Source organism: Kordiimonas sp. SCSIO 12610, from assembly GCF_024398015.1.
Taxonomy (GTDB): Bacteria; Pseudomonadota; Alphaproteobacteria; order Sphingomonadales; family Kordiimonadaceae; genus CANLMI01.
In genome coordinates this window covers 2,058,837-2,079,860 of sequence record NZ_CP073747.1, presented here as the reverse complement: position 1 = coordinate 2,079,860, position 21,024 = coordinate 2,058,837, and the positions used below count along the sequence as shown (strand labels likewise).

Annotated in this window: 20 protein-coding genes and 6 tRNA genes; 21 read left to right on the top strand and 5 right to left on the bottom strand. The window is 44.8% G+C overall.

The genetic code is table 11. The features are described 5' to 3' along the window. Positions 1-91: 91 nt before the first annotated feature. On the top strand, positions 92-352 hold the full coding sequence (locus KFF44_RS09675) for a hypothetical protein (RefSeq protein WP_255933742.1): 261 nt from the start codon (positions 92-94) through the stop codon (positions 350-352). Between the two features lie 60 nt (positions 353-412). Here KFF44_RS09675 and KFF44_RS09670 read toward each other — a convergent pair whose 3' ends face one another. The 4 genes from KFF44_RS09670 to KFF44_RS09655 form a co-directional block, all read right to left on the bottom strand. Continuing rightward, positions 413-1,093: a DUF2490 domain-containing protein gene (locus tag KFF44_RS09670; RefSeq protein WP_255933741.1), complete on the bottom strand. Its 681-nt coding sequence runs from the start codon at positions 1,091-1,093 to the stop codon at positions 413-415. 127 nt (positions 1,094-1,220) lie between these two features. Continuing rightward, entirely contained in the window at positions 1,221-1,796 is a 576-nt protein-coding gene (locus tag KFF44_RS09665) for a hypothetical protein (protein WP_255933740.1), read from the bottom strand. 166 nt (positions 1,797-1,962) lie between these two features. Then, positions 1,963-3,387: a type I glutamate--ammonia ligase gene (gene glnA, locus KFF44_RS09660; protein WP_255933739.1), complete on the bottom strand. Its 1,425-nt coding sequence runs from the start codon at positions 3,385-3,387 to the stop codon at positions 1,963-1,965. 61 nt (positions 3,388-3,448) lie between these two features. Beyond that, the gene (locus KFF44_RS09655; RefSeq protein WP_255933737.1) at positions 3,449-3,787 is read right to left on the bottom strand and encodes a P-II family nitrogen regulator; all 339 of its coding nucleotides are present in this window, start codon (positions 3,785-3,787) and stop codon (positions 3,449-3,451) included. A gap of 336 nt (positions 3,788-4,123) precedes the next feature. Here KFF44_RS09655 and KFF44_RS09650 point away from each other — a divergent pair. The 3 genes from KFF44_RS09650 to KFF44_RS09640 all read left to right on the top strand — a co-directional run bounded on the left by KFF44_RS09650 (position 4,124) and on the right by KFF44_RS09640 (position 6,443). Next, positions 4,124-4,200, top strand: a tRNA-His gene (locus tag KFF44_RS09650). Between the two features lie 101 nt (positions 4,201-4,301). Then, on the top strand, positions 4,302-4,838 hold the full coding sequence (locus tag KFF44_RS09645) for a nuclear transport factor 2 family protein (protein ID WP_255933736.1): 537 nt from the start codon (positions 4,302-4,304) through the stop codon (positions 4,836-4,838). A 105-nt stretch (positions 4,839-4,943) separates the two neighbouring features. Continuing rightward, entirely contained in the window at positions 4,944-6,443 is a 1,500-nt protein-coding gene (locus KFF44_RS09640) for an NAD(P)H-hydrate dehydratase (protein ID WP_255933735.1), read from the top strand. A gap of 33 nt (positions 6,444-6,476) precedes the next feature. Here the strand turns inward: KFF44_RS09640 and KFF44_RS09635 are convergent, their stop codons facing one another. After that, positions 6,477-7,484: a hypothetical protein gene (locus KFF44_RS09635; RefSeq protein WP_255933734.1), complete on the bottom strand. Its 1,008-nt coding sequence runs from the start codon at positions 7,482-7,484 to the stop codon at positions 6,477-6,479. A 287-nt stretch (positions 7,485-7,771) separates the two neighbouring features. Here KFF44_RS09635 and KFF44_RS09630 point away from each other — a divergent pair. The 17 genes from KFF44_RS09630 (at position 7,772) to nuoF (ending at position 21,020) form a co-directional block, all read left to right on the top strand. Next, positions 7,772-7,856: transfer RNA gene (locus KFF44_RS09630), tRNA-Leu, on the top strand. A gap of 95 nt (positions 7,857-7,951) precedes the next feature. Beyond that, entirely contained in the window at positions 7,952-9,472 is a 1,521-nt protein-coding gene (gene tig / locus KFF44_RS09625; protein WP_255933733.1) for a trigger factor, read from the top strand. A gap of 233 nt (positions 9,473-9,705) precedes the next feature. Continuing rightward, positions 9,706-10,332, top strand: coding sequence for an ATP-dependent Clp endopeptidase proteolytic subunit ClpP (gene clpP, locus KFF44_RS09620; RefSeq protein WP_255933732.1), 627 nt, complete (start codon positions 9,706-9,708; stop codon positions 10,330-10,332). A gap of 162 nt (positions 10,333-10,494) precedes the next feature. Then, positions 10,495-11,763 (top strand): ATP-dependent Clp protease ATP-binding subunit ClpX, encoded by a 1,269-nt coding sequence (clpX, locus tag KFF44_RS09615; RefSeq protein ID WP_255933731.1) that lies wholly within the window; start codon positions 10,495-10,497, stop codon positions 11,761-11,763. Positions 11,764-11,945: 182 nt separating this feature from the next. Next, positions 11,946-14,363 carry an endopeptidase La gene (gene lon, locus KFF44_RS09610; RefSeq protein WP_255933730.1) on the top strand — a complete coding sequence of 806 codons (2,418 nt, stop codon included), beginning with the start codon at positions 11,946-11,948 and terminating at the stop codon, positions 14,361-14,363. A gap of 159 nt (positions 14,364-14,522) precedes the next feature. Beyond that, positions 14,523-14,798, top strand: coding sequence for an HU family DNA-binding protein (locus KFF44_RS09605; RefSeq protein ID WP_255933728.1), 276 nt, complete (start codon positions 14,523-14,525; stop codon positions 14,796-14,798). A 163-nt stretch (positions 14,799-14,961) separates the two neighbouring features. Next, positions 14,962-15,037 (top strand) — tRNA-Val (locus tag KFF44_RS09600). Between the two features lie 35 nt (positions 15,038-15,072). Then, a tRNA-Val gene (locus KFF44_RS09595) sits at positions 15,073-15,148 on the top strand. Between the two features lie 44 nt (positions 15,149-15,192). Next, positions 15,193-15,600 carry an NUDIX hydrolase gene (locus tag KFF44_RS09590; RefSeq protein ID WP_255933727.1) on the top strand — a complete coding sequence of 136 codons (408 nt, stop codon included), beginning with the start codon at positions 15,193-15,195 and terminating at the stop codon, positions 15,598-15,600. Between the two features lie 68 nt (positions 15,601-15,668). Next, a tRNA-Asp gene (locus tag KFF44_RS09585) sits at positions 15,669-15,745 on the top strand. A 199-nt stretch (positions 15,746-15,944) separates the two neighbouring features. After that, positions 15,945-16,021: transfer RNA gene (locus tag KFF44_RS09580), tRNA-Asp, on the top strand. A 300-nt stretch (positions 16,022-16,321) separates the two neighbouring features. Next, the gene (locus tag KFF44_RS09575) at positions 16,322-16,687 is read left to right on the top strand and encodes an NADH-quinone oxidoreductase subunit A (protein ID WP_255933726.1); all 366 of its coding nucleotides are present in this window, start codon (positions 16,322-16,324) and stop codon (positions 16,685-16,687) included. Between the two features lie 20 nt (positions 16,688-16,707). Beyond that, positions 16,708-17,250, top strand: coding sequence for an NADH-quinone oxidoreductase subunit B family protein (locus tag KFF44_RS09570; protein ID WP_370691159.1), 543 nt, complete (start codon positions 16,708-16,710; stop codon positions 17,248-17,250). Positions 17,251-17,339: 89 nt separating this feature from the next. Continuing rightward, positions 17,340-17,963: an NADH-quinone oxidoreductase subunit C gene (locus KFF44_RS09565; protein ID WP_255933723.1), complete on the top strand. Its 624-nt coding sequence runs from the start codon at positions 17,340-17,342 to the stop codon at positions 17,961-17,963. Further along, positions 17,963-19,141, top strand: coding sequence for an NADH-quinone oxidoreductase subunit D (locus tag KFF44_RS09560; RefSeq protein WP_255933722.1), 1,179 nt, complete (start codon positions 17,963-17,965; stop codon positions 19,139-19,141). The genes KFF44_RS09565 and KFF44_RS09560 overlap by 1 nt, the downstream gene beginning before the upstream one ends. Next, complete coding sequence (gene nuoE, locus KFF44_RS09555; RefSeq protein ID WP_255933721.1) at positions 19,138-19,740, top strand: NADH-quinone oxidoreductase subunit NuoE; 603 nt, start codon at positions 19,138-19,140, stop codon at positions 19,738-19,740. The genes KFF44_RS09560 and nuoE overlap by 4 nt, the downstream gene beginning before the upstream one ends. Next, the gene (gene nuoF, locus KFF44_RS09550; protein ID WP_255933720.1) at positions 19,740-21,020 is read left to right on the top strand and encodes an NADH-quinone oxidoreductase subunit NuoF; all 1,281 of its coding nucleotides are present in this window, start codon (positions 19,740-19,742) and stop codon (positions 21,018-21,020) included. Before nuoE ends, nuoF begins: the two co-directional genes overlap by 1 nt. Positions 21,021-21,024 lie beyond the last annotated feature (4 nt).

The following is a 21,024-nucleotide window of genomic DNA, read 5'->3' as shown; positions in this document are numbered from 1 at the left end:
TTTGTTCGGTGGTATGAGTGAAACCAATACGGGTTAAGAAAAATTTAACAAAATTTTGGCCTAATATTATGCTCATGAAGGGGCAAACATCATGCAAGCGAGAAATAACAAGTTACTAAAAGACGTTAGCAATTTTTTTTCGAATCATACTAATGATGCAAAGTCGATATCCGTAGGGGACAGGTTTCGTCCAACAACGAGTGAAATTCCAATTTGGATCGTCGACAAAGTCACCAATGTGAAGTCGAGTAATTTTCCACTCGTTAGTTTAAAACGTGAAGACCAACCTCATATGATTAAGGTTCTTTCCAGTAATATTCTCGAAGACCGTGAAGAATTCAGGATGGTCTAACCTTTTTTGTTCCTCGTTGCTTCAATGATTTGATAGTTAAGAGGCTCTAAGAGCAAAAATTTACAACGGTGCGATCAGGCTTATAGAAAAATTGCTGTTAGCAGGGTCGTTTGACGCACCATTGATGTTATTGAGCAAATAACCGCCCTCCAGGCTAACATTATCGAATGCTCTCCAACGCATGCCCAGAAACAGTCGATTTTGATCAAAGCCGGACCGTGTGCCAAAATCAGTATCATTCAGTGCGATAAATGTCTCGTTCCAGGCGGTTGCAGTCCAGCGGTCATTAAGGGGTTTTCTCCAACGAAAGAATTGACGGATACGATGACCGGTTTCACTTCCTGTATTTAGGAAACGCTGTTCAAACCTTGTTCTGCCTGAGAGTATGCCCCAGTTTCCGGATGCAAGCGTGTAGGTTGCTTGTTGCCAAATGCGATTTTCAGTGATGTCTGCGCGTCCGTCAGCCCGGCTAACAACGCGGGCATACCCACCCCATAATGATATGCGGTCATTGACCTTATAGCCAACGCCAGGACGGATAATTGATACACCGAGGCGGCTGGCATTTTCGGAAAAACGAGCATGTCCGTCAAACCACAACAGCGCTTTGCTATCTTTCGAAATAGAGCCGTTGGAAAAAACCGCGGTCCAGACCTGAGTATCGTTTTGGGCAAATATGTTTTGGCTGAGAGTTGAAATAAAGAAAAAGGCTAATGTGTACCTGAAGGGTGTAATACTCATGACTTTTAACGGTCCTGTTCAATAGGTGTGCTTTACCGCAAAACTATAGGCCATATGCTATGTGCGCTAAATCAATTTAAAATGAACAAGAGTGTAAAACAGAGGAACTAGTGAATTGGCGTGATCTTTAATCAAAAAGCTTATCAATGTCTTCTTGGCTTTGTGCGCCTTCTTCGTCGCCGCTTTCTTCCATCATTGCCGCCATCGATGCTTCTTCGAAAGTTGGGGTGGTGTCTTCAACGGCGTCTTCAAGCTTGCCATGAATAACTTGGTTCAAAAGCATTAATAGGTGCTGAATTTCTGCAATTCGGCTGCGGATAAAATCACTGGCTTGTGGCGAAAGACCGCGTTCTGGCGCATTGACAAGCTTTAACGCTTCGATGGTTTTCAAAACCAGTTCATCAATATCAGAGCAGACCTTGGTAAATCTTGTTTTAATTGGATCAGGGGCTTTTTCAAAAGCTTCGATTGCCAAGTCTTTTGCTGTAAAGCCGCTATCCGCGAAATGCTGCTGATAACTTTTGGGCTGCCATTCATAGGTTTCTTCAGCGATATCAGGCATATCAGGGACCATCTCCATCAGCATGACAATTTCATTGAAATGATTGAGATAATCAGTCGCTAGAAAGCTGGTCGGATTTATGTTCGCACTTGCAAGCTTCGGCTGTAGAGCGGCTTGTTCTGCTGTGTAATCGATTTGCATCCGGTGTACCTGATATTTTATATTTATTTTTTAGATTAGCCTAGAATAGAACGGAGTTCTTTTCAAAGTGTAAACAAATGGGGCTTTTACAGAAAATATCTAAAAAAGTGAAGGTATATAAAAAAGGCCCCAAAAAGAGGCCTTTTGTTTCTCGTATCGATCAGCTTTAAGCGCTGTAATACATGTCAAATTCGATCGGGTGTGGTGCCATTTCAAAGCGATGCACGTCTTCCCACTTAAGGTCTAGGTAGGCATCAATCTGATCATCTGTGAATACGTCACCTTTCTTGAGGAACTCGCGGTCAGCGTCTAGAGCCTCAAGCGCTTCACGGAGTGAACCTGCCACCGTTGGAACGTCTTTCAATTCCTCTGGTGGAAGCGCATACAGGTCTTTGTCCATCGCGTCACCCGGGTGAATGCGATTTTCGATGCCGTCAAGACCAGCCATTAGCATAGCGGCAAAGGCCAGGTATGGGTTTGCTGTAGCATCAGGGAAACGAATTTCAACCCGCTTTGCTTTTGGACTAGCAGTATAAGGAATACGGCAGGATGCAGAACGGTTGCGGCTTGAATAGGCTAGAAGAACAGGGGCCTCAAAACCCGGTACCAAACGCTTGTAGCTGTTGGTTGATGGGTTTGTGAACGCATTGATTGCTTTCGCGTGTTTGATAATGCCGCCAATGTAATAAAGTGCTTGTTCTGAAAGATCAGCATAGCCATTGCCAGCAAACAATGGATTGCCTTCTTTCCAGATTGACATATGGGTGTGCATGCCAGAGCCGTTGTCTTCAGCAACAGGTTTCGGCATGAACGTGGCAGTTTTGCCGTATGTGTGGGCTACCTGATGGGTGGCATACTTATAAATCTGTACGTTGTCTGCTGTGCTTGTTAGTGTGGAAAAAGCCATGCCCAGTTCATGCTGAGAAGCTGCTACCTCATGATGGTGCTTATCCATCGTGAGGCCCATTTCCTTCATGGTTTTTACCATCTCACCGCGAACGTCAACGAGGCTATCAACTGGGGCAACCGGGAAGTATCCGCCTTTCACACGTGGGCGGTGTGCGTAGTTTGCGCCGTCATATTCGCGGGCAGAATTGTACGGGCCTTCTACATCATCAATTTTGTACATTGCACCAGAATAATCTGATTTGAACTGAACATGATCAAACACGAAAAACTCAGGCTCTGGACCGAAATATGCTGTATCACCAACGCCAGAGAATTTAAGATACTCTTCGGCTTTCTTAGCAGTAGAGCGCGGGTCACGGTCGTATGGCTGGCCAGTAGCAGGCTCCAAGATGTCACAGAAAATAACGAGTGTTACGTCAGCAGTAAACGGATCAATCGTTACTGAGTTTGTATCTGGCATTAAAATCATGTCAGATTCGTTGATCGCCTTCCAGCCAGCGATTGAAGACCCATCAAACATAAAGCCTTCTTCAAGCATGTCTTCGTCAATCACGTCGGCCGCCATAGTTAGGTGCTGCCATTTACCCTTTGGGTCTGTGAAGCGAAGGTCTACCCATTCTGCATCTGTATCTTTGATGAGTTGGAGAAATTCTTCAGAAGAAAGGTTGGTATATTTTGACATGATAGTCTTCCTGTTTAGTCAGATTTAGGACATTCAATGTGATTGAAATACTTATGTAAAATTAAACCGCGTCGGCGCCGGTTTCGCCCGTACGAATACGAATGGCTTCTTCGATATTGCTTACGAATATCTTTCCGTCCCCAATTCGCCCAGTGTGAGCAGCATTCTTAATAGCCTCTACAGCGCGTTCGGCCTGTGAAGACTCTAGAACAACCTCAATTTTTACCTTTGGAACAAAGTCGACTACATATTCAGCGCCGCGATAGAGTTCGGTGTGGCCTTTTTGACGGCCGAAGCCTTTTGCTTCGATGACCGTAATGCCTGATATGCCGACGTCGTGAAGAGCTTCTTTGACTTCGTCAAGTTTGAAAGGTTTGATGATTGCTTCGATTTTTTTCATAACATCTCTGGACTGTTAATATTTAAAAGCATTTATGCTATTTTATAGCGCTAGCACTCATTAAATATAGTGAGCGGCCTAAGTTTTGGGGTATATAAGCACATGCTATGCCATTTCTTAATCATAGGAGTGCCATTGAGGTTTTGTTTACTTTTGTGGTTTTTAGCGCATTGAGTAATCAGGTTTGTGTTTAAAAAGTGAGCAGTTGCATAAAAAATAGTCAATTATAGTTTTTGAGCCAATTAAGGTACGGTGATAGTATTTTAACAATTCAATGAACTTCGGGCTTGACGTAGCTGAGGCTTAGGAATAAATAAACGCCAATTCATCCATATGGCGGGTGTAGCTCAGTTGGTTAGAGCGCCAGATTGTGATTCTGGATGTCGCCGGTTCAAATCCGGTCATTCGCCCCATATTTCAAAGCTCGGCTCATCGTAGCCGGGCTTTTTTATTATCGTATTGTCAAAAATCCTGTATTTATCGTTATTGAAAGAACGAATTTTGGACCAAAAAAATGTATAAATTATTTCTGAAACCTGCATTGTTGGTTGGCTTTTTCGCTATGATTTCGTTGTCAATTACCAAGCATGTTCATGCTGAAGAAGGGGCTGAAACTGTGCAAACGAGTTCTGTAAATAACACAGATACAATTCGAAACCTCATGAATGCGTGGCTAACTGCTTATAACAGCAAAGATATTGACGCTCTTATGAGGTTATACAGTGATAAAATATACTATGCGAATAATGGCAGCAACCTGCAGCGGAATAAGAGCTCGATTGGAGAAAACTACCAACAGCAGTTTTCTGCTGCACCGAATACTCGAATTGATTTTAAAGAAGAGCTGGTCAGTGTAAATTCAGGTGTGGGATATATTGCTGGAAAATATAAGGTGATAATTCCTGCTGATGACGCAGCAACAAGGTATTTTTTCGGTCGTGTCCTATTGATATTTGAACAAAACCCGAATCACTCAGTTGGCATGGATGGCTGGGAGTTGGTCGTTGATTTTGATAATCAGGGCGCAGACGTTTCTTTAGATAAATTTTAAATATATAGATAAAACAATACTTTAATATATTATATTCAATAAGCTCTTTGCATGTAAAATTCTTTTGTTACAGTCCCGACACTGTATTGGGAGGTGCAGGTGCTAATGAAAACGACTCTGGCGAATCATTTCTTGATGTCTGCAGAAGAAACAAAGTCTGCGGATGTTTGGGCTGTTGAACATGGCATGTCTCTCTTGGATTTGATGGAGCAGGCAGGCCGTTCTGTCGCTGAAGCCGTTGTTGATTACGCTGAAAAGCCCGAGAGTTTCCCTGGCGAAATAGTCATGCTTTGTGGGCCAGGTAATAATGGCGGTGATGGATATGTCGCAGCACGGTATCTCAGTGAATGGGGATATCATGTTCATGTTATGCGAGCCGTTGAAGATATTAGTCCTCAATCCCCTGAGGCCAGTGCAATGGCCCTTCGATGGACTGGAAGTGTTGGTGAATTTGATCATGAACGGGCAAGTTCGGCGTCAATTATAGTAGACGCATTGTTCGGCGTTGGCTTGTCGCGAGCGCTTGAAGGGCAATATGCGGATATCATCGAAGTCAGCAATCAGTGTGATGTATTTAGGATTGCGATAGATGTACCGAGCGGCTTAAACGCAGATACTGGCAATCAATTGGGTGAAATCTGTTTTGTTGCCGATGCGACTATCACGTTCAGCCGCCGCAAACCTGGTCATCTGATCGCACCGGGGCGGTTTTTATCAGGGGGCTTAGGTCATATCCGGCTTGCGGATATTGGTATACCGCAGGGCTTCTTTGACGCGAATCCTGCGATATTGTTTGAGAATGACCCCGCAATCTGGAGCTCGGTTTATCCGCATGCGGGGCCTTACAGCCACAAATATGATCGTGGTCACATGTTAGTACTCGGTGGGCGGGAGCCTGCACTTGGGGCATCTAGGCTCGCTTCAATTGCCGGGCTTCGTATCGGGGCAGGGCTTGTTACCCTTGCAGCGCCGAGCGAAACCTATAACGTTCAGGCGTCAACTTTGACCGATATTATGGTCCGTAGAATGGACTCGAATTTTGGCTTCATTGGAATGTTGGCTGATCAACGTATTAACACGGTTCTTCTTGGGCCTGGGGCAGGGGTAGGTGAAAAAACCGCAGAACTTATTTTTGAGACGCTGAATAAAAATAAAAAGCTCGTTTTAGACGCTGATGCGCTGACGTCGCTCGCTGGGCGTCTGCCACAGTTACAATCTGTTGGAATGAAGGAGCTTGTTTTAACACCTCATGAGGGTGAGTTTGCGAGACTGTTTCCAGAATTGCCATTTTCAGCAGATCGTTTGAAGGCCGTTCAGATGGCTGCAAAACAAACTGGTGCCGTGGTCGCTCTTAAAGGCGTTTCTACAATCGTTGCCGCACCTGATGGTCGGTCGGTTATAAACGCCTGTGCACCTGCTTGGTTATCAGTAGGTGGAACCGGTGATGTATTGGCGGGAATAACGGCGGGATTAATCGCTCAGGATATGCCTGTTTTTGAAGCGACATGCGCGGCTGTCTGGCTTCACAGCCAAGCCGCTATGAAAGCAGGAAAAGGAATGATCGCTTCTGATTTGTTAAATACGCTGGTGGCAGTGCTGCCGTAATACTAGATTTGCCTGAGTGGTTATTCAGCGTACCTAAAGTTTGTTGATAGTTGTAACAAAGCATTTCTCATTGTCGAAACTTCTTTGATTGGTTGGCTCCATACCAAACTTCTGCGCCAACCTTTCAAATTCTGGCCGACTGTTTTGAAAATAAACAGAAACTTGAGATTGTTTATGAAAATGTCGTGCAAGTAACACTGATATATGGGCGCTTACGGCGCGGAGATAAGTACTCATAAGCAATGAGTGCCGATCTCCAAAGAACGCCTTGGCTTTTTCTAGGTCTCTTGCGATTGTAAAGATTAGGATAGAATGAGCTTCTTCGTTTTGTCCGGCAATCCAATCAGGCCGAAAATCATTGTCGCCATAGGTTTGCTGTTGAAAATACCGTTCATAACCGATTTGCGTTAAAGGAATGATGTTCGAGAAGAAATAGACCTGATCAGCATTTGGGGTATCGTCATCGCTATCGCTGTCTGCTTGACATAATATTGAAAAAGTATTTGGGTTCTTTTTCCAAAACGCTTTGTTTCTCTCGAGTTTTTTATCAAATGCATCATTCCATCTTGAGTGTTCGAAAGCTTCAAAGTTTATTTTTGATATTTCCTGTATGAGCTTGCTGTCACTTGCCATTTTGAACCCAATGGGAAATGATAAAGTCCGCTCAATAGTAAGGTTGCCAGAAGATATATTTATGGCTTCCTCAAACAGCTCCTGCATTTGTTTACGCTCTTGGTAATTCACTTCAATCGTGTCGTGCTCTTCCTGCAAGAAAGAGGAGCGGCTCAGAAGTGTTATTACAAACTTTAAAGCTAAGCTTAGAACCAACCCTGCCATAACGGAAATTGCGCCGATTGTAGAAACCGATGTCAACTCTGTGTCCAGCCCAAGCTTAACCAAGATAATGGTAATGATTCCAACCCCAAGAATAACAGTATTCTGCCACTTGGGTTCTAACTCATTCAGCTTATCGGAAAGTTTAAACAGGAAAGAATAATATGGTTTTTTTCTGTATTTTTTGTTTTGTAAGTTTTGACTCATGCGATCCCCATCAATCTCGACAGCAGAAAAACACGTCTACTTGATTACTTGTAGAACTGAATTTCTGATTTTCTTAGTTTAATTATCGCCATGAAACGCCCAGTGTTTCAATGTTTTATGAAAAAAAATATGTGAATTGAAAAAAAAATGAAGAAAAAGACTTGTGTATCCTGTTCAGCCTGAATATAAGCCCTGCAACACCTATCCTGATCAAGCATAGTTTCGGGATAGAGAAGGAACTGTTTCGAGTTCAATACGATCCATAGTGATCAAGCAACTCTGATAGTGCGGGCGTGGCGAAATTGGTAGACGCGCCAGATTTAGGTTCTGGTATCTTCGGATGTGGGGGTTCAAGTCCCTTCGCCCGCACCAACAGGGTCCTTCATTGAAATAACAAGTCTCCTGCTAATCGGGAACTCGAGAACATTTCGTCGACGATTAAGCCTAAACAAAAGAAAGTGGTTGCCATGCAGATCGAAGAACTGCTGAATGATGGATTGAAACGCGAATTTAAGATCGTAGTAACAGCAAATGAGCTCGATGAGCGGTTAGATAAAATTCTTACTGAATTCCGTGCCACTGCTAGAATTAAGGGTTTCCGTCCTGGTAAGGCTCCAATTTCGCTTCTTCGTCGTATGCACGGTGAGCGCGCTAAAGGCCAGGTTATTCAGGAAGCAGTCCAGGAAACAACTGCAAAGCTATTTGAAGAAAAAGACATTCGTCCGGCTATACGCCCTGATGTAGATCTTGGTGACTACGAAGACGGCAAAGACCTGTCTTACACTGTCAAATTAGAGATCCTTCCAACTGTCGACGTTGAAGACTTTAAAGCCCCTGCATTAGAGCGTTGGGTTGCTGAAGTTGAAGAATCAAGTGTTGATGAAGCGCTAGAGCGCCTTGCATCTCAGCAAAAGACTTTCAAGAAAGCAGCCAAGACAGTCAAAGCTAAAGAAGGTGACGCTGTATTCATCGATTACGTTGGCCGTTTGAACGGTGAAGAGTTTGATGGTGGTAAAGGCGAAGATTTCCAACTTGAGCTTGGTAGCGGAACATTCATTCCAGGATTTGAAGACCAACTCGTTGGTTCAAAAGCCGGGCAGGAAGTTCTCGTTAACGTGACTTTCCCTGAAGAGTATCATTCTGAAGACCTTAAAGGGAAAGCTGTTGAGTTCACAGTGAATGTGAAAGAAGTTCGTCGCCCAGCTGAAGCAGAAATCAATGATGAGCTCGCTAAAGGCCTTGGCATGGATGATCTTGCTGCACTTAAAGAAGCGCTTAAAGGTCAGCTTGGCCAAGACAATCAGGCGCTTACTCGTGCGCACCTCAAGCGTTCACTTCTTGACGTGCTTGCTGATCAATATAGCTTTGACGTTCCTGAATGCATGGTTGATATGGAATATCGCCAAATTTGGGAGCAGATCAAGCGCGATATGGTTATGTCTGGCGAGGCGAAAGAAGAAGATTTCGAAGGCAAAGACGGGCCGGATGATGAAGCAGAAGCTGCTGAATTTAAATCAATCGCCGAACGTCGCGTGCGCCTTGGCTTGCTTCTAAGCGAAATTGGCCTGAAGAATGATGTTCAGGTTACACAGCAGGAAGTTAACCAGCGTATGATCGAGGAAGCACGCCGCTTCCCAGGTCAGGAAGCTCAGGTTTTTGAATTCTATCAGCAAAATGAAGAAGCTCGTGCTCAGCTTCGTGCGCCGATCTTCGAAGAGAAGGTTGTTGATTTTGTAATCGAGCAATCAGAACTTACTGACAAAACAGTAAGCCGTGAAGAGCTCGAAAAAGCAGTTCGTGAAATCGACGAAGAAGAAGCGAACCCAACAAAATCAAAGAAAGCAGCACCTAAAAAGAAAGCGGCTGCCAAGAAGGCTCCAGCTAAAAAAGCAGCGCCTAAGAAAGCCGCTGAAAAAAAGCCAGCAGCTAAGAAGGCTCCGGCGAAGAAAAAAGCGCCGGCCAAGAAGGCTGCTAAAAAAGACGATTAATCGTCTGAAAAATGATACTGATGTGAAAAAAGGGGCGGTACGCCCCTTTTTTTGTGCGCGTAGATACTTATATAAACACCCACATAAAACAGTCTAAAATCTTAGCATTCTCGTATAGCGTACTATCATTCAAAGATTTCATTATATTTGCTTGATGTAGCCCAGTGGGGTTTGCTAAAGCTAGTTTCAAATATTTATATAATGTATTTAGTCAAAATACTTAGGAGCTCTTGATGAACGATGTAATGGATACTTTTCAGAACGCCTTGGTGCCGATGGTTGTCGAGCAAACCAATCGGGGTGAGCGCTCCTATGATATATATTCGCGCCTCTTAAAAGATCGAATTATTTTCCTGACAGGGCAGGTGGATGATCATATCTCTAGCTTGATTGTGGCTCAGCTTCTGTTCCTGGAAGCCGAAAACCCAGAGAAAGAAATCAATTTCTATATCAATTCTCCGGGCGGCGTGGTGACAAGCGGTATGGCGATGTATGATACTATGCAATATATCCGCCCGAAGGTCGCAACCATTTGTATAGGACAGGCTTGTTCAATGGGATCGCTCTTGCTTGCAGCAGGTGAGCCAGGCATGCGTTATGCGCTTCCAAATGCTCGTGTTATGATCCATCAGCCCTCTGGTGGTGCGCGTGGACAGGCTTCGGATATTGAAATTCAAGCGCGCGAGATATTGAAACTGCGTGAACGTTTAAACCAGATATATGTGAAGCATACAGGACAAAAACTTGCGGATATAGAAGCTGCGATGGACCGTGATAACTTTATGTCAGCGGAAGAGGCTAAGGACTTTGGTCTTGTTGACGAAGTGTACACATCACGCGAACCTGTGAAAGAAGATTAATATCGTAACATGTAGCTCAATTATTTTATGCTGAGTGTCGAATTCATCTGAAAGTAATCCGCTCATTCGTAAATTGTTACATGTTGAGAGAAAAATTTAGTTGTTTGTATCTTTTTAACTAGTCTACCATATGGTTAAAGAAGATCATAAAATAAGAAAGTGGTGATTACCTTGAGTAATAACGACACAAAAAACACGCTTTATTGTTCCTTTTGCGGGAAAAGCCAGCACGAAGTTCGCAAATTAATTGCGGGCCCAACTGTGTTTATTTGCGATGAGTGTGTTGAGCTTTGTAACGACATTATCAAAGAAGAAAGTAAGGGGTCGCTCACAAAAGGAAGTGATGGTGTCCCAACGCCTTTAGAAATTTTAGAAGTTCTGAATGATTATGTCATTGGTCAGGCTGCCGCTAAGAAAGTTTTGTCTGTTGCGGTACATAACCATTACAAACGCCTTAATCATGCAAGCTCTGGTAAATCAGATGTTGAACTTGCGAAATCTAATATCCTCCTAATGGGCCCAACCGGATGTGGTAAAACGCTTCTTGCCCAAACATTGGCTCGTATTCTTGATGTGCCGTTTACGATGGCGGACGCGACTACATTAACTGAAGCCGGATATGTTGGTGAAGACGTTGAGAATATTATTCTCAAGCTACTTCAATCGGCTGATTATAATGTAGAAAAAGCCCAACGTGGTATCGTTTATATCGATGAAGTGGATAAGATCAGCCGGAAGGCCGATAATCCTTCAATTACGCGCGATGTATCGGGCGAAGGTGTTCAACAAGCGCTTTTGAAAATTATGGAAGGCACTGTTGCGAGTGTTCCACCACAAGGTGGCAGGAAGCATCCTCAACAGGAGTTCCTCCAGGTTGATACAACGAACATCCTCTTTATATGTGGTGGTGCTTTCGCTGGGTTGGATAAAGTTATTTCGAACCGAATGCAGGGCAAGTCAATTGGCTTTGGCGCGAGTATCGCTGGACCGGATGACCGTGGGACAGGCGAACTCTTTAAGGACGCAGAACCTGAGGATCTTTTGAAATTTGGTTTGATTCCTGAATTTGTAGGCCGTTTGCCTGTTATCGCGACGCTCGAAGATTTGGATGAAGATGCATTGATTCAAATCCTGTCGCAGCCGAAGAATGCCTTGTTAAAGCAATATCAGACATTGTTTGATATGGAAGAAACAAAGCTTACCTTCACTGACGACGCACTGTTGGCCGTTGCACGCAAAGCGATCGAACGCAAAACCGGCGCGCGTGGGCTTCGTTCCATTATGGAGAACACGCTTCTTGATACAATGTTCGACCTTCCTGGTAGCGAAGGTATCGAAGAAGTCGTCGTGAACGGTGAAGTGATTGAAGGAAAAGCGAGTCCTTTGCTGATTTTCTCTGAACGCCTCGATAAAACAGGCGAACCAGCTTAAATTTCACTCTAAAACCATATAATATGGGGTTGAAACCCCATATTTCCTTCCTAAATTGACTGTTTCATAACTTTTTATGCGTAAAACTACTGTTTAGATGTATTTTACGTGGTCTTGAGTGCGTTTATTGCGTAAAAAGCAATGTGAATACCGTTTTGAACTATCTTTTGATGAGAATTTAAATGTCTGACGCTTCAAATAAGACACTCGCGAGTGACATACTACCTGTTTTACCGTTACGGGATATTGTTGTTTTCCCACATATGATTGTACCGCTATTTGTTGGTCGGGATAAGTCAGTAGTTGCGCTTGAGGAAGTCATGTCGAAAGATAAGCAAATCCTTTTGGTTGCGCAAAAGGATGCAGGGAAAGACGACCCTGAACCCGAGGACGTTTTCGAAATTGGAACTGTAGCATCTGTTTTGCAGTTGCTAAAACTACCTGATGGTACGGTTAAAGTACTGGTGGAAGGCTTCCAGCGCGCGGAAATTGAAGAGTTCACACGTTCTGACGATTTCTTTGAAGCTAAAATCAAGGTTATTGAACCAGAAGAGGTTGATGATCAGGAAGTCGAAGCGCTGTCCCGCTCAGTGATTTCCCAGTTTGAGCAATATATTAAATTAAACAAAAAAATCCCTTCAGAGGTGCTGGCGACAGTTAGCCAAACAGAAGAGCCAAGCAAACTCGTAGATACAATTGCGTCTCATCTGGCGTTGAAGATTGATGACAAACAGCAACTGCTATCAAGCGTTTCAGTGATTGAGCGCTTGGAACGTGTATTCAACTTCATGGAAGACGAAATTAGCGTTCTACAGGTTGAGAAAAAAATCCGCGGACGCGTTAAGCGCCAAATGGAAAAAACCCAGCGCGAATATTATCTGAATGAGCAAATGAAGGCGATTCAGAAAGAATTGGGCGAGGGCGATGATGGCCGTGAAGAAATTCAGGAACTTGAGGATAAAATAGCGAAAATAAAATTCTCAAAAGAAGCGCGAGAGAAGTGTTTAGCGGAGCTCAAGAAGCTCAAATCTATGAGCCCGATGTCAGCAGAAGCAACTGTTGTGCGTAATTATCTTGATTGGATGCTGACTGTTCCTTGGGGTAAGCGCAGCCGAATCAAAAAAGACATTAAGCAAGCCGAACTGGTTTTAGATACGGCGCATTATGGCCTTGAGAAGGTTAAGGAACGGATCGTAGAATATTTGGCAGTTCAACAACGTGCCAAAAAGCTGAAAGGCCCTATTCTTTGCCTGGTTGGCCCTCCGGGCGTAGGTAAAACATCGCTTGGTAAATCGCTTGCAAAAGCAACAGGTCGTGAATTTGTTCGATTTTCCCTTGGCGGTGTGCGTGACGAATCAGAAATTCGCGGCCATCGCAGAACATACATCGGCTCTATGCCGGGTAAAATTATGCAGTCTATGAAGAAGGCAGGGACCAGTAACCCGCTCTTCCTTCTCGATGAAATCGATAAAATGGGACAGGATTTCCGTGGTGACCCGGCGTCGGCCCTTTTGGAGGTTTTAGACCCTGAACAAAATGGAAAATTTAACGACCATTATCTTGAAGCAGATTATGATTTGTCTGATGTGATGTTTGTCACAACAGCAAATTCATTAAAGATGCCACGCCCACTTTTGGACCGTATGGAAATCATTCAATTATCTGGCTACACAGAGGATGAAAAACTTGAGATTGCCAAGCGTCATCTTATTCCAAAACAGGTTAAAGACCATGGTCTGAAGAAAGACGAATGGTCAATCTCTGATGGTGCCGTTAGGGATGCTATTCGTTACTATACCCGTGAAGCTGGTGTTCGTAGCTTAGAGCGTGAGATTGCAAAGCTTGCTCGCAAGGCTGTGAAAGAAATTGTTGAAGGTTCCAAGGATAAGATTTCTGTCACATCGCGTAATGTCGGGCAGTATTTGGGCGTCAAAAAATTCCGTTTCGGTGAAATTGAAGAGAATGATGAGATTGGTTTAACAACGGGCCTCGCCTGGACTGAAGTTGGCGGTGAACTTCTTGCTATCGAGGCTATTGTCGTGCCGGGCAAGGGGGCCATTAAACACACCGGTAAGCTTGGCGATGTGATGAAAGAATCAATTCAGGCGGCGCGTTCTTATGTACATTCGCGCTGCGGTGAATATGGAATCAATCCGAAATTATTTGAGAAGAAAGATATCCATATCCACGTTCCAGAGGGTGCAACGCCAAAAGATGGCCCGTCCGCGGGTGTAGGAATGTGTACATCCATGGTTTCTGTATTGACTGGAATTGCTGTTCGCAAAGATATCGCAATGACTGGCGAGGTGACTTTGCGGGGTAAGGTTTTACCGATTGGTGGACTTAAAGAGAAGCTTTTGGCAGCCCTAAGAGGGGGGATTAAGACTGTTTTGATCCCTCAGGACAATGAGAAAGATCTCGCTGATATTCCTGAGAATGTTAAGAAAGACCTTGAAATCATTCCAGTTTCTGATGTTGATCAGGTTTTAAGTCATGCACTTGTCAAAGACTTGGAACCAGTGGACTGGGACGAGCTCGATAACGTTGCAGAAATCGCCTCTGACGGGTCTTCTACAGCCGATGAAGTAACGACTCATTAGCGTCTTGTTCCAAAACAAATAAAATACAAGAAAAAAAATGATAAAAACCGCAGTTTTCTGCGGTTTTTTGTTTTGACATTATGGTTTTTTCGGTTTTAAACTGCGTTCGCATTTCGGCGCTATGCTGAAATCAATAGCTTCAACCCATAGGGGGATATTTTGAATAAAAATGATCTAATTGCAAAGGTTGCAGAAACATCTGACCTTTCTAAAGCTGATGCTGGTAAAGCAGTAGACGCAGTATTCGATTCTATCACTGGCGCTCTTTCAGGCGGTGATGAAGTTCGTCTTGTTGGTTTTGGTACATTTGCTGTTGCACAACGTGCAGCAACTAAAGGCCGTAACCCACGTACTGGCGAAGAAATCGATATTCCTGCTTCTAAGCAGCCAAAATTCAAAGCTGGTAAAGGCTTGAAAGACGCTGTTAACAGCTAAGTTTTTCTTGGTTTGAAACGGGAAGCGGCCACAGTTTTAGAACTGTGGCCGCTTTCTTTTTAGCGAGCGCAGGAAAAAAATACACTTTATTCCATATTTCTGAATTTAGTTCTGGACAGAGGGGCAAATTGTTTCTAAAACCCCGCTCACCACATCATTATGTGGGCGATTAGCTCAGTTGGTAGAGCATCTCGTTTACACCGAGAGGGTCGGCAGTTCGAGCCTGTCATCGCCCACCATTCAAAGACTTAGTGTCTTTTATTTATAGTGACGTGGGCGATTAGCTCAGTTGGTAGAGCATCTCGTTTACACCGAGAGGGTCGGCAGTTCGAGCCTGTCATCGCCCACCACTTAAATTCCTGTTTATTTCAATTCAATTTATTATACTGATGCAATGGGTTTTAATACTACATACCGTCTCAGTGCACATGCCGTTATCGTTAACGAGCATGACGAAGTGTTGTTGCTAAAAGCAAGTTATGGGAATCGGTCATGGGGACTTCCAGGAGGCGCTCTTGAAAAAGGAGAGACGATCCACGAGGCATTATATAGAGAGTGCCGTGAAGAGCTTGGTATTGATGTTCATATTGAAGCTTTGACAGGTGTTTATTATCATTCTGTATATGAATCGCACGTATTCATCTTTTTATGTTCCGTCCCAGATACTGCGACTAGAATTTCCTTGAGCGAAGAGCATACAGACTATCGGTTTTGGCCTTTGGCTGAATTGTCATCAGTTCAAAAACTGAGGGTAATGAATGCGTTGAATTTTGATGGAATTGTAAAAAGTGAAAGTTTTTAAATTTTCTTTCATTCTATGATTGACAGTCGGACTGCATGGGCTTAAACACCCTCTCACGCAAGCGATGCGCGGGTGTAGCTCAGTTGGTTAGAGTATCGGCCTGTCACGCCGAGGGTCGCGGGTTCGAGTCCCGTCACTCGCGCCACTTGCGAAAAAAAAAGCACTTCAGAGTTTCTGAGTGCGTTTTTTTGTGCCTGAATGCCGCAGCGCTTGTGTGGGTCAAGGGTTTCATATTCAGGAAACGAGCGAACCATATGAATTCTAAAAATAATTTCAAAAAATTGACATTCTATGATTGACAGTCGGACTGCATGGGCTTAAACACCCTCTCACGCAAGCGATGCGCGGGTGTAGCTCAGTTGGTTAGAGTATCGGCCTGTCACGCCGAGGGTCGCGGGTTCGAGTCCCGTCACTCGCGCCACTTGCGAAAAGAACGCACTTCAGAGTTTCTGAGTGCGTTTTTTTGTGCCTGAATTCCCTCTGACAAAGCAGAGAATGATAGTTGCTATTTTTGATAGATATCACGCCTTGTTAATGCGCAATCAGCAATTAATAATCATTCGCAGAAACTGTTGATTTTTATAACAAATCTTTGCCTTATGGCTCAATATCGCTATAGTTTGGCGCATTATGCGTTTTATAGAAATTCTGACTTTACTGTTTAGAATTCCCTATATAAAAGAGCGCTGTAATTCGTGCCAACAACCGAGGAGAGACTCCCATGGAGTCATTACTCATTCAGTATCTACCAATTCTTATTTTTCTTGGAATAGCGATCGTTTTGTCGATTGTGTTTGTTGGGGCCGCGGTTTTGGTTGCCCAGCAAAACCCAGATAGTGAAAAACTGTCTGCTTATGAATGTGGATTTGAAGCCTTTGATGATGCGCGTCAGCAATTCGATGTTCGCTTTTATCTCGTCGCTATTTTGTTCATCATTTTTGATCTTGAAGTTGCTTTCTTGTTCCCTTGGGTCGTGTCTCTTGGCGAAAGTGGATTGTATGGCTTCTGGTCAATGGTGATCTTCCTTGGTGTTTTGACCGTAGGCTTTGTATATGAGTGGAATAAAGGAGCATTGGAATGGGAGTAGCAGGTGACAATAAAACGGCTATGACTGGCCCGTTTGCTAATCCAGAGCTTGCTGGTGCCAATCCTGGCGATACACAGTTTTTTCAAGGTCTTAACGAAGAACTTACAGAAAAAGGATTTGTTGTAACGTCTCTTGAGGATTTGGTTGCGTGGGCACGTACCGGTTCTTTGTGGTGGATGACGTTTGGTTTGGCATGCTGTGCTGTAGAAATGATGCACACCAACATGCCGCGCTATGATATGGAGCGATTTGGTATTGCCCCACGTGCAAGCCCGCGTCAGAGTGACGTTATGATTGTTGCAGGTACGCTCACGAATAAAATGGCGCCAGCGCTTCGTAAAGTTTACGATCAGATGTCTGAGCCGCGTTACGTAATTTCGATGGGTAGCTGTGCTAACGGTGGTGGTTACTATCACTATAGCTATTCCGTTGTTCGTGGATGTGACCGAATTGTACCCGTGGATATTTATGTTCCGGGATGCCCTCCAAGTGCTGAGGCTCTTCTTTACGGTATTCTACAATTGCAGCGTAAAATTCGTCGTACGTCGACGTTTAATCGTTAAAAATATTATCCGGCATTCTGGTGCCGGATTTCTGGTATGAAGCGGCGCCCCTTAGGGAGTGGTGCAAAATATAAGGAGCGCGAAAGCGCATGACAAACAAGGCTTTGCAAGAATTGGGTAATCATATTGCCAGTCACCTTGAAAATGAGGTGAGTTCAGCAAGTGTTGCCCACGGTGAGTTGACTATTGAAGCACGGGCAGATCAGATTGAGAAGGTGTTGACCTTTTTGCGCGATGATCACGAGTGCATGTTTAAGCAATTGATTGATGTCTGCGGCGTTGATTACCCAGAGCGGGCTAAGCGGTTTGATGTTGTTTATCATTTGCTTAGTCTTCAGCTTAATCAGCGTATTCGCGTTAAAGTGCAAACGGACGAAGATACACCAGTGCCAACAGCGGTAACTGTGTTTGATTCTGCTGGTTGGTTTGAGCGCGAAGCATGGGATATGTACGGTATCTTTTTCGCTGGACATCCCGACCTTCGTCGTATGCTGACCGACTATGGCTTTCAGGGGCATCCGCTTCGCAAAGACTTCCCGCTTACTGGCTTTGTTGAATGCCGTTATTCCGAAGACGAAAAACGAGTTGTGTACGAGCCAGTGAAGTTGACACAAGAATTTAGAAACTTCGACTTTATGTCGCCGTGGGAAAGCGCGAAATACGTTCTTCCAGGTGATGAGAAAGCAGAAGAAGCAGGGGCGGAGGCGAAATAATGGCTGAAGTCGATATCAAGAACTATTGCCTTAACTTTGGCCCGCAACACCCTGCTGCACATGGTGTTTTGCGGATGGTTATGGAATTGGATGGTGAGGTCATTGAGCGGGTTGATTCGCATATTGGTCTTCTTCACCGTGGTACCGAAAAGCTGATCGAGCAAAAACAATATCTTCAGGCGATGCCTTATTTTGATCGTCTTGATTATGTCGCACCGATGAACCAAGAGCATGCTTTCGTTATGGCGATTGAAAAGCTCATGGAGATTGAGGTGCCGGAACGCGGTCAATATGTTCGCGTGTTATTCAGCGAAATCGGTCGTGTTCTTAACCATATTCTGAATCTAACAACGCACGCGCTTGACGTTGGTGCGATGACACCAATTCTTTGGCTCTTTGAAGAACGTGAAATCCTTATGGAATTTTACGAGGCAGTATCGGGCGCTAGGTTGCACGCAGCATATTTCCGTCCGGGTGGTGTGCATCAAGACCTTCCTAAAGGACTTGATGAGCGCATCATGAAGTGGACGGAAACATTCCCGAATGTCCTTAAGGATATGGAAGATCTGTTGATTGATAACCGGATCTTTAAGCAGCGGAATGTTGATATTGGTGTTGTTACCCCTGAAGACGCACTTAATTGGGGGTTCTCAGGGCCAATGCTACGTGGTTGTGGTATTCCGTGGGATCTCAGGAAGTCGCAGCCATATGAAGTTTATGACCGAATGGACTTTCAGGTTGCCGTTGGTAAGCACGGCGATTGTTATGACCGCTTTATGCTTCGTGTTGCCGAAATGCGCGAATCATTAAAGATTATTCGCCAGTGTTTGAATGAAATGCCGCAAGGTCCAGTGCTTTCAGTTGATAATAAGGTGGCGCCGCCGCGTCGTGCTGAAATGAAAACGTCTATGGAAGCACTTATTCATCACTTCAAGCTTTACACGGAAGGTTTCAAGGTACCTGAAGGTGAAGTTTATGCAGCAGTTGAAGCACCCAAAGGTGAATTTGGTGTGTATCTTGTGTCAGACGGCTCGAACCGTCCGTATCGCTGTAAAATTCGGGCGCCCGGGTTTGCGCACCTGCAGGCGATGGATTTTATGTGCCGCGGTCATATGCTCGCGGATGCACCAGCGGTTCTTGGTGCAATGGATATTGTGTTTGGTGAGGTAGATCGATGAGCGAAACAGGACAAACTGGTTTCTCTTGGTCTGAAGAGAATGAAAAGAAGGCGCAGTATCATATTGCGAAATATCCGGAAGGGCGTCAGCAAAGCGCTGTTATGCCGCTTCTTGATATCGCGCAGCGCCAAAATGGTGGCCATGTTACTGTGGAAATCATGGAGTATATCGCAGACTATCTCGATATGCCTGCGATTAAGGTACAGGAAGTTGCTACCTTCTATACAATGTATAACCACAAGCCGATCGGTAAGCACCATGTTCAAGTTTGTGGTACGACTCCGTGTTGGCTTCGCGGTTCTGACGATATTATGTCAGCGTGTAAGAAGCGCCTTGGTATCAATAAGGGCGAAACAACAGAAGACGGCATGTTCACACTCTCTGAGGTTGAATGTGCTGGCGCTTGTGTGAACGCGCCTGTGGTTGCCATTGATGATGATTATTTTGAAGACCTATCACCTGAAAGCGTGACAGCGCTTTTGGATGCGCTCGCCAAGGGTGAGGAAATTAAACCAGGCCCTCAGATCGATCGTCAAACAAGCGCGCCTGCGGGTGGTCTGACAACTCTAAAAGACTTTGATGCGAAGGAGGCTGAATAATGTTAGCTGATAAAGATCGCATTTTTACCAACCTATACGGAACGCAGGATTGGGGCATTGAGGCCGCGATGAAGCGTGGTGACTGGGATGGTACAAAGGAAATCATCGCAAAAGGCAAGGACTGGATCATCAACGAGATGAAAGAGTCCGGCCTTCGTGGTCGTGGTGGTGCGGGTTTCCCAACTGGTTTGAAATGGTCTTTCATGCCGAAAGAATCGGATGGTCGTCCAAGTTACCTCGTTGTTAATGCAGACGAGGGCGAGCCGGGCACCTGTAAAGACCGCGATCTTATGCGCCATGATCCTCACAAGTTGATCGAAGGGTGTTTGATCGCCGGTTTCGCGATGAATGCTGTTGCGGCTTATATTTACATTCGCGGTGAATTTTACCGTGAAGCTGAGGTGTTGGACGCTGCGATTGAGGAAGCCCGTGCAAAGGGTTTTCTTGGTAAAAACGCCTGTGGTTCTGGTTATGACTTTGATGTGTTTGTTCACAAAGGCGCTGGCGCTTATATCTGCGGTGAAGAGACAGCGCTGATCGAAAGCCTTGAAGGTAAAAAAGGTCAGCCACGCTTGAAACCTCCATTCCCGGCGAATGTTGGTGTTTGGGGTTGCCCAACAACAGTGAATAATGTGGAATCAATCGCTGTCGCGCCTACAATTCTGCGCCGCGGCGCTAGCTGGTTCTCTGGCCTTGGTCGCCCGAATAATACGGGAACGAAGGTGTTTTGTATTTCTGGGCATGTGAATAATCCATGTAATGTGGAAGAAGAAATGGGTATTCCGCTTAAGGAACTCATTGAGAAGCATGCTGGTGGTGTTCGCGGCGGATGGGACAATCTGCTTGCCGTTATTCCAGGTGGCTCTTCGGTTCCTGTATTGCCGAAAGAAATTTGTGATACGGTGCTGATGGATTTTGACAGCCTCCGTGATGTTCAATCCGGCCTTGGTACGGCCGCTGTGATCGTGATGGATAAGTCCACCGATATTGTGAAAGCGATTGCGCGCCTATCTGAATTTTACAAGCACGAAAGTTGCGGCCAATGTACGCCGTGCCGCGAAGGCACAGGCTGGATGTGGCGCGTGATGGAGCGCCTCGTTGAAGGTCGTGCTGATAAGGAAGAAATTGATATGCTTCTGGATGTAACGAAGCAGATCGAGGGTCATACAATTTGTGCACTGGGTGATGCGGCCGCATGGCCAATTCAGGGCTTGATGCGTCATTTCCGAGATGAAGTGGAAGCACGTATCGATAGCTATCATGCCAAAGCGGCTGAATAAGCGA

What these genes read in the sequence shown, in the direction of transcription:
- lon (WP_255933730.1), top strand. Translation starts at nt 11,946, where the DNA reads ATGTCTGACGCTTCAAATAAGACACTCGCGAGTGACATACTACCTGTT.
- KFF44_RS09645 (WP_255933736.1), top strand. Translation starts at nt 4,302, where the DNA reads ATGTATAAATTATTTCTGAAACCTGCATTGTTGGTTGGCTTTTTCGCT.
- KFF44_RS09575 (WP_255933726.1), top strand. Translation starts at nt 16,322, where the DNA reads ATGGAGTCATTACTCATTCAGTATCTACCAATTCTTATTTTTCTTGGA.
- KFF44_RS09560 (WP_255933722.1), top strand. Translation starts at nt 17,963, where the DNA reads ATGGCTGAAGTCGATATCAAGAACTATTGCCTTAACTTTGGCCCGCAA.
- KFF44_RS09655 (WP_255933737.1), bottom strand. Translation starts at nt 3,787, where the DNA reads ATGAAAAAAATCGAAGCAATCATCAAACCTTTCAAACTTGACGAAGTC.
- KFF44_RS09635 (WP_255933734.1), bottom strand. Translation starts at nt 7,484, where the DNA reads ATGAGTCAAAACTTACAAAACAAAAAATACAGAAAAAAACCATATTAT.
- tig (WP_255933733.1), top strand. Translation starts at nt 7,952, where the DNA reads ATGCAGATCGAAGAACTGCTGAATGATGGATTGAAACGCGAATTTAAG.
- KFF44_RS09670 (WP_255933741.1), bottom strand. Translation starts at nt 1,093, where the DNA reads ATGAGTATTACACCCTTCAGGTACACATTAGCCTTTTTCTTTATTTCA.
- nuoF (WP_255933720.1), top strand. Translation starts at nt 19,740, where the DNA reads ATGTTAGCTGATAAAGATCGCATTTTTACCAACCTATACGGAACGCAG.
- glnA (WP_255933739.1), bottom strand. Translation starts at nt 3,387, where the DNA reads ATGTCAAAATATACCAACCTTTCTTCTGAAGAATTTCTCCAACTCATC.
- KFF44_RS09565 (WP_255933723.1), top strand. Translation starts at nt 17,340, where the DNA reads ATGACAAACAAGGCTTTGCAAGAATTGGGTAATCATATTGCCAGTCAC.
- KFF44_RS09590 (WP_255933727.1), top strand. Translation starts at nt 15,193, where the DNA reads ATGGGTTTTAATACTACATACCGTCTCAGTGCACATGCCGTTATCGTT.
- KFF44_RS09675 (WP_255933742.1), top strand. Translation starts at nt 92, where the DNA reads ATGCAAGCGAGAAATAACAAGTTACTAAAAGACGTTAGCAATTTTTTT.
- KFF44_RS09570 (WP_370691159.1), top strand. Translation starts at nt 16,708, where the DNA reads ATGACTGGCCCGTTTGCTAATCCAGAGCTTGCTGGTGCCAATCCTGGC.
- KFF44_RS09665 (WP_255933740.1), bottom strand. Translation starts at nt 1,796, where the DNA reads ATGCAAATCGATTACACAGCAGAACAAGCCGCTCTACAGCCGAAGCTT.
- clpP (WP_255933732.1), top strand. Translation starts at nt 9,706, where the DNA reads ATGAACGATGTAATGGATACTTTTCAGAACGCCTTGGTGCCGATGGTT.
- nuoE (WP_255933721.1), top strand. Translation starts at nt 19,138, where the DNA reads ATGAGCGAAACAGGACAAACTGGTTTCTCTTGGTCTGAAGAGAATGAA.
- KFF44_RS09640 (WP_255933735.1), top strand. Translation starts at nt 4,944, where the DNA reads ATGAAAACGACTCTGGCGAATCATTTCTTGATGTCTGCAGAAGAAACA.